Here is a 5661-nt window from a genome sequence, read left to right on the forward strand (position 1 = left end):
TACATTCCGGTCTCTTGGAGTTCTTTGCCATTGTATTTATAATTGTACAATCCCGCTCACCTTTTCAGGATTTGCCTACTCCGGGTTTTTCGTGCGAGGCTTTACACTTTGAACTTCTTCGCTTGCTCGCTTTACCAAAAGTAGTAAAATTTCAATTGAAAAAATAAGTTTTTGTGGATTTCCCCCACAGATTCCACAGATTTCCACAGATTTTTTTATTTCAATTGAAAAAAATAAGTTCAACTTTTCCAAAAATTTGATTGTAAACTTTCTGTTGTCGCTGTTGTTGTTAATGTGGACTTGTGGGAAAAACTGCGCCGGGACTTCAGCTCGGATTTTTCCACAAATCCACATTTCCGTTCTATTGATGGCAAAAATTCCTTTCGAAGCACCTCAGAGCGTTGGTGCATTTTTCCTTATTCGGGCGGGAAGCTTGGGCAAAAAAGTCTTTTTCTGTGGCTGGAAAGATTCGGGGAAGGTGTTGGCTAAAAGCGGTGGCGCAAAAGGGCTTTGCCCGTTGCAGGGAAAGCATTTTACATAATCTCACATTATAGGCAAAGATGGTGCTGGTTTGTGCGTAGCGAAGCGGAGAACAACGTTTTGCGTTGGCAATTTGCGTATAATGTCGATTATGTAATTTGCTGTGGCATTAAAGCGTTGGAAAAGCTTCGGACAAGCGTTGGAGGAAAATGTCTTTTTTTAGCGGTGGGGCGGGATATTATTCAAAATGCAAGCGGTGGAGTTTTATTTCTTATATTTGGTTATGGATTTTTGGACAGTAATCGGTATCGTTTCTTCTATTTTAGGTATTTTTTCTTTCCTAAAAAATGATACTTCTTTTTTTAAAAATCTACAAATATGTCATATTCTGCCATATTTAAAAAAATACACGTTTGTCTTTTTCTCAGGACAAAGCCTTTTAAAAAAAACCTAATCCGTTTTAGAAAACGAAACTAAATTACTTAAAGGATGGAACTGATTGACTGCTGTTTGTAGCGCATTAATCCCTGTTTCTCTATATTTCTCGGTTGTATCTGCGTTTTTGTGTCCTGCAAAATATTGTACTTTTCTCAGGTTTTCGCCCTGGTCTAATTTCAGTTTGATAACACTTTGTCGGATCGTGATTGATGTAAGTTTCTTCGTAAAGTTTTTCTTGTAAGTCGATACTAAATAATTGATATCGTCTGAAGTAATTTTAGTTCCTAATTTTCCTAGTAAAAAATAGTTTTCATTCTCGGTTCTGAAGGTTTTTAAAAGTTCTCTTTCTTCTTTTAAATATTCATAAAACAAGAGTATTTGCTCTGCTTTGAGTTCCAATATTCTTTCGTTGGTAATTCCTGATTTTAAGATTCTGATTTTTGCATTTTTCAGATCTACATTTTCTGTTTTTAATCGTTCAATATCTCCGACTAATAACGCCTGATTGACGAGTAAACTTATGATAATCTGATTTCTTTTTTCTAATATAGGATAACGTTCTTTTCTTGGTTCCAAAAGCTTTTGAAGTTCTTTTTCAGTGAGTAATTCCTGTAATTGTATAGGATTTTCTTTTCCGTCTTTTATCTTGATATTGGCAGCGATATTGATTTTTATCTTTCCTGTTTCTACTAAATAATCGTAGTATTTCTTGATCGCATAAATTGTTCTTTTTACGCTTTGAGGATTGTAGTTTTTTCTTAGTAATTCTACATATTCCATTAGATTCTGATAATTCAGTTTCTCCGGATTTCTGTAATGCTTTTTAAACTTTTCTATTTCGTAGAGATAGGTTTTTATTGTTCGTTCAGATAATTCATTTTGCAGGTAGTTTGTTAAATTCATAACTCTCAACTCTTGTATAAATTTGTGTGGTGTTTAAACATTGATGTCCTAAAAAATCTCTTACTTTTTCAAGCTCCATTCCTTGCTCTAATAACTGTGTTGCAATCGTATGTCGCAGACAATGTAATGTAAATCCCTGCTTGTATAATCTTGCTTTTTTGAGTAGATATTTGAACTCTATGTAGATTCTTTCCGGTGTAATATTCAATAAATTTTCAGTGTTTTTTTCAGTTGAAAGAAAAAATTCTATATCGTTTTTCACTTGTTTTGTAAATGGAATAACTCTTCGCTTTTTACCTTTTCCTTTCTTGATATACAGTAAACAGTTTTCTAAATCTATATCTTTTATATTGAGTTCTGTTGCTTCATTTCTACGTAATCCACACGCATAACACAGGTGTAATATAATAGATTGTAATTCGCTACTTTTAGCATATAATTTCCTTATTTCTTCAGATGTAAATACCTTTCTTTCTTCTGATTTCGGAGCTTTTATTTTCAGTTGGTAAGGGCTTATTTTTACTGTTCCGGTTCTTTGTAAGTAGTCGCAGTAAAGCTTTATGGATAATAAGATTCCTGCAATATAACTTTCACTAAATGGCTTTTTTGTTCTCTTTCCTTTCACCGTTTTTATATGGTTGTAATAGTTTAAAATATCTTCGGATTTTATTTCTGTATTCTCTTTTTTGATGAACTCTAAAAATGTTCTTATCTGTCTCGGATAGGAGTTTACAGCGTTTTTGCAATATCCTAAATTCTGTAATTCTTTTCTAAATAGTAAGATGATTTCTTCATTCATTTTTATAAGTATGATAGTTTTGCTTACTCAATATTTTTATTTTTGGAACACTACATCATTTTTTGCTTTATAACTTTTGATAATCAGTATTTTAAATCATCGTACTTTATTGTTTAGCGTTCCATTAGCGTTCCTTTTGTGTTCCATTAGCGTTCTTCAACTGTCGTATCTGATTCTGCAAAAACTCTTTAATTTCGGTTCTTAATTTTTGATGATTATCCCAATAACTGATTTTGTATTTGATTCCTTTATTAGAAAATCCGCCAACTTGCTTAATATATTCTAACTCAACCAATGTCTGTATATGCCTAAACATCTGTGTTTTACTGATATTAAATTCTTGTCTTATTTCTCTTAAAATAAATTCCTGATTTTCACTTTTTACATACTTCTTTAATCTTTCGTAGAACTGTCTCAGACTTCCGTCTAATTCGTCAACTTTCAAAACTATACTCTCAAACAAAACCTCTGTAGCCTGTTCTATATCTTCGATTTCTGTGATCAAAAAACCGTTTTTAACTTCTCTTTGGAACTGATTTATAAATGTAACTTGTTTAATTACCGCCTGATACATTTCGTTTAATCTTCTTATTTTATGCACCTTTTCGGGCAATTGTAATTTTGTTGCGTAAGGATTGATCACTTCGTAATGCTTTAGATTTCTTACTAATTTCTGTATAAAACCAATGGCTTTTTCCTGGCTGTCTCTGTTGATTTCTCCGGCATTTCTTCTGTTCTGATATTGGATGATTCTTTGCGTCTGTTCCTTACTTTCATCGACTGCCAACAAAAAACTTCTGCTCATATTATCCTCATAAGTTTCTCCTCTTGTCGTTGCCGATAAACTTGAGAACTGTCCTTTCACGATTTTATGGGAAGATTTATTATTCCCTTTCTTATCTTTTATCGTTACTGAACTTCTTAGAACCTGGTTCGATATAAATTCTCTCAGCGCATACAATGCATCTTCTTTTAAACCGTCTAAATCTTCGATGATAATGATCTTTTGGAACAGATCAAACTCACCCCAATTATATAAACTTGATTCTGTAATTCGAGTAAATCTAAGTACATCTTCCTGCGGCATCATGTCTGCAATTCTGCTGATGATATGGGTTTTTCCGCTTCCGCTGCTTCCTTGTACAATTCCATGTAAAGGACTTTTGTTTAAATAACTTATCGTAATTAAAAACAATAATAACCGGCTGTTTTCTTCGCCAATAATTCCTGCTTTTTCTATGAGCTCGTTTAAGTTCTGAAGTAATTCTTTTTGTTGTAAAAAGTCTATTGGATTTTGAAGGTCATTGGTTTGAGTCCGGTTCCCGCTTAAAAGGTTTTCTTTTGTGGAGATCCCCATATTCTCCACTGATTTAGGTTGTAGATGGTCTGCAACACCACTGCTGTTTTCTTCAGTTGAAAAAATAAATTTCCTTTCTTCTAAAAGCTTCGTAAAGATTTCTTCATCATGTAATTGCAAAGTCTCGTTTACATCCTTATTGGGTAATTCTACACTTGACACCTGAACCGCAGGATTCATAACCCTGAGGTTTTCTGCATGTTTTTTAATCGCTTCTTTTCCTGCTTTGTCGTTATCAAAACAAAATATGATTTCTTCTAAATTCTCTAAACTTTTGATTGCCTGTAAAATCTCGTCATTCAATCCGTTTGTTCCAAAACAACTTATTAAACTGTAATTTTCTCTAATTTCTTTGATCTGAAGTAAACTCGCACAATCGATTATTGCCTCTGTAAGAATGAGTTTTTCAGTATCTTTTTTCGGATATCCGGGATAAATTCCGGAACGGTTTTTTAGATAAAAATGCTTTGCATTATCCTTTTCTAAAATGCTTCTAAAATAAAAGCTTACGATCTGATTCTCCTTATTTTTCAGAGGAAAAGCAATACATTTATTCGCAAAAATACTGTAGCCTTTTTCTCCTGTTCTGTTGTTGATTAATCCTTTATCTAATAATAACCCAACTCCTAAAGCATTGTTGATTAATTCTTCGCTTTTTCTTTCCCCATGATGGAACTGACCAGAGTTGTAACCGATTTCTAAAATTGAGTTGTCAAGATTTCTTTTCTCAATATATTGTTTTGCAGGATTCGAACAATACAAAGCTTTTCTAAAATAACTGAACGTGTTTTCTAAAAAGAGGGCAGACCTTTCTCCTGAGAAATCAGCCTGCCCAAGGTTCTCCGCAGTACCTCTAATATTTTTTACTGATAATTGTTCATTGTTAGTTAAACTTTCAGCTTTCTTGATTGCTTCGTGTTTTGATATTTTCTCGTAATCTTCTATAAACTGGATAACATCGCCTGTCTTTCCACAAGCATGGCATTTGTAAAAGTTCTTTTCTAAATTTACCTGAAGACTTGCCGTTTTATCGTCATGCATAAAACATTTGAGCATATTGTTTTTGGGTTGCAGATTGTAATGCTTCAGAACTTCTAATAAACTTAATTGTTCCTTGATTGCGGAGATTTCCATAAATGAAAAGTTTTTGAAAATATTTTTTCTGATATATATATCACAAATCTAAAAAATATATCAGAACTGCGCAATACTTTTATTATTTGTTTCTGATATTTATATCAATTATATTTGCTTGATAATTGATTTTCATATCATTTTAAAGACTTTTAGGTATGACTTTAGGACAAAATATAATCACTCTTCGTAAGAAGCTGAAGCTTTCTCAAAACGATTTAGGTAAAGCTGTCGGAACTTCCGGCGATATTATCGGACGCTACGAAAGAGACGAAGTAAAACCATCGATTGAAGTTGCTATCAAAATTGCAGATGCTTTGCAAGTTTCTTTAGATTATCTCGTAGGAAAAACTTCTTTGGAAGTTGATCAAAATACTTTAAAACGTATTGAGGAGATTGGTAATTTATCAAAATCTGCTAAAGAACAGATCTATTTGGTTATTGATGCTTTGATAAGAGATTATAAAGCTAAAAAAGCATACTCGTAGAAAATTACTACTGTTTTATAAAAAAACCATCGCAATTGCGATGGTTTTTTTTATAATTGTAA

The 5661-nt window shown here is 32.6% G+C and carries 5 protein-coding genes; 2 read left to right on the forward strand and 3 right to left on the reverse strand.

The genetic code is table 11. The features are described from left to right. Nucleotides 1–367 precede the first annotated feature (367 nt). Nucleotides 368–541 (forward strand): hypothetical protein, encoded by a 174-nt coding sequence (locus tag B5X64_RS23115; RefSeq protein ID WP_172459128.1) that lies wholly within the window; start codon nt 368–370, stop codon nt 539–541. A 389-nt stretch (nt 542–930) separates the two neighbouring features. On the opposite strand, the gene B5X64_RS22205 is transcribed toward B5X64_RS23115, so the two are convergent. The 3 genes from B5X64_RS22205 to B5X64_RS22215 all read right to left on the reverse strand — a co-directional run bounded on the left by B5X64_RS22205 (nt 931) and on the right by B5X64_RS22215 (nt 5111). Continuing rightward, nucleotides 931–1821 (reverse strand): tyrosine-type recombinase/integrase, encoded by an 891-nt coding sequence (locus tag B5X64_RS22205; protein ID WP_079467300.1) that lies wholly within the window; start codon nt 1819–1821, stop codon nt 931–933. Then, on the reverse strand, nt 1793–2620 hold the full coding sequence (locus B5X64_RS22210; protein WP_079467301.1) for a tyrosine-type recombinase/integrase: 828 nt from the start codon (nt 2618–2620) through the stop codon (nt 1793–1795). Before B5X64_RS22210 ends, B5X64_RS22205 begins: the two co-directional genes overlap by 29 nt. A gap of 124 nt (nt 2621–2744) precedes the next feature. Further along, on the reverse strand, nt 2745–5111 hold the full coding sequence (locus tag B5X64_RS22215; protein ID WP_079467302.1) for a CHC2 zinc finger domain-containing protein: 2367 nt from the start codon (nt 5109–5111) through the stop codon (nt 2745–2747). Between the two features lie 158 nt (nt 5112–5269). Here B5X64_RS22215 and B5X64_RS22220 point away from each other — a divergent pair, with 158 nt between their 5' ends. Then, on the forward strand, nt 5270–5599 hold the full coding sequence (locus tag B5X64_RS22220) for a helix-turn-helix domain-containing protein (RefSeq protein WP_079467303.1): 330 nt from the start codon (nt 5270–5272) through the stop codon (nt 5597–5599). Nucleotides 5600–5661: the final 62 nt, after the last annotated feature.

Origin of the sequence: Chryseobacterium balustinum, from assembly GCF_900168205.1 — a bacterium.
Classification (GTDB): domain Bacteria; phylum Bacteroidota; class Bacteroidia; order Flavobacteriales; family Weeksellaceae; genus Chryseobacterium; species Chryseobacterium balustinum.

What these genes read in the sequence shown, in the direction of transcription:
- B5X64_RS22205 (WP_079467300.1), bottom strand. Translation starts at nt 1,821, where the DNA reads ATGAATTTAACAAACTACCTGCAAAATGAATTATCTGAACGAACAATA.
- B5X64_RS22215 (WP_079467302.1), bottom strand. Translation starts at nt 5,111, where the DNA reads ATGGAAATCTCCGCAATCAAGGAACAATTAAGTTTATTAGAAGTTCTG.
- B5X64_RS23115 (WP_172459128.1), top strand. Translation starts at nt 368, where the DNA reads ATGGCAAAAATTCCTTTCGAAGCACCTCAGAGCGTTGGTGCATTTTTC.
- B5X64_RS22210 (WP_079467301.1), bottom strand. Translation starts at nt 2,620, where the DNA reads ATGAATGAAGAAATCATCTTACTATTTAGAAAAGAATTACAGAATTTA.
- B5X64_RS22220 (WP_079467303.1), top strand. Translation starts at nt 5,270, where the DNA reads ATGACTTTAGGACAAAATATAATCACTCTTCGTAAGAAGCTGAAGCTT.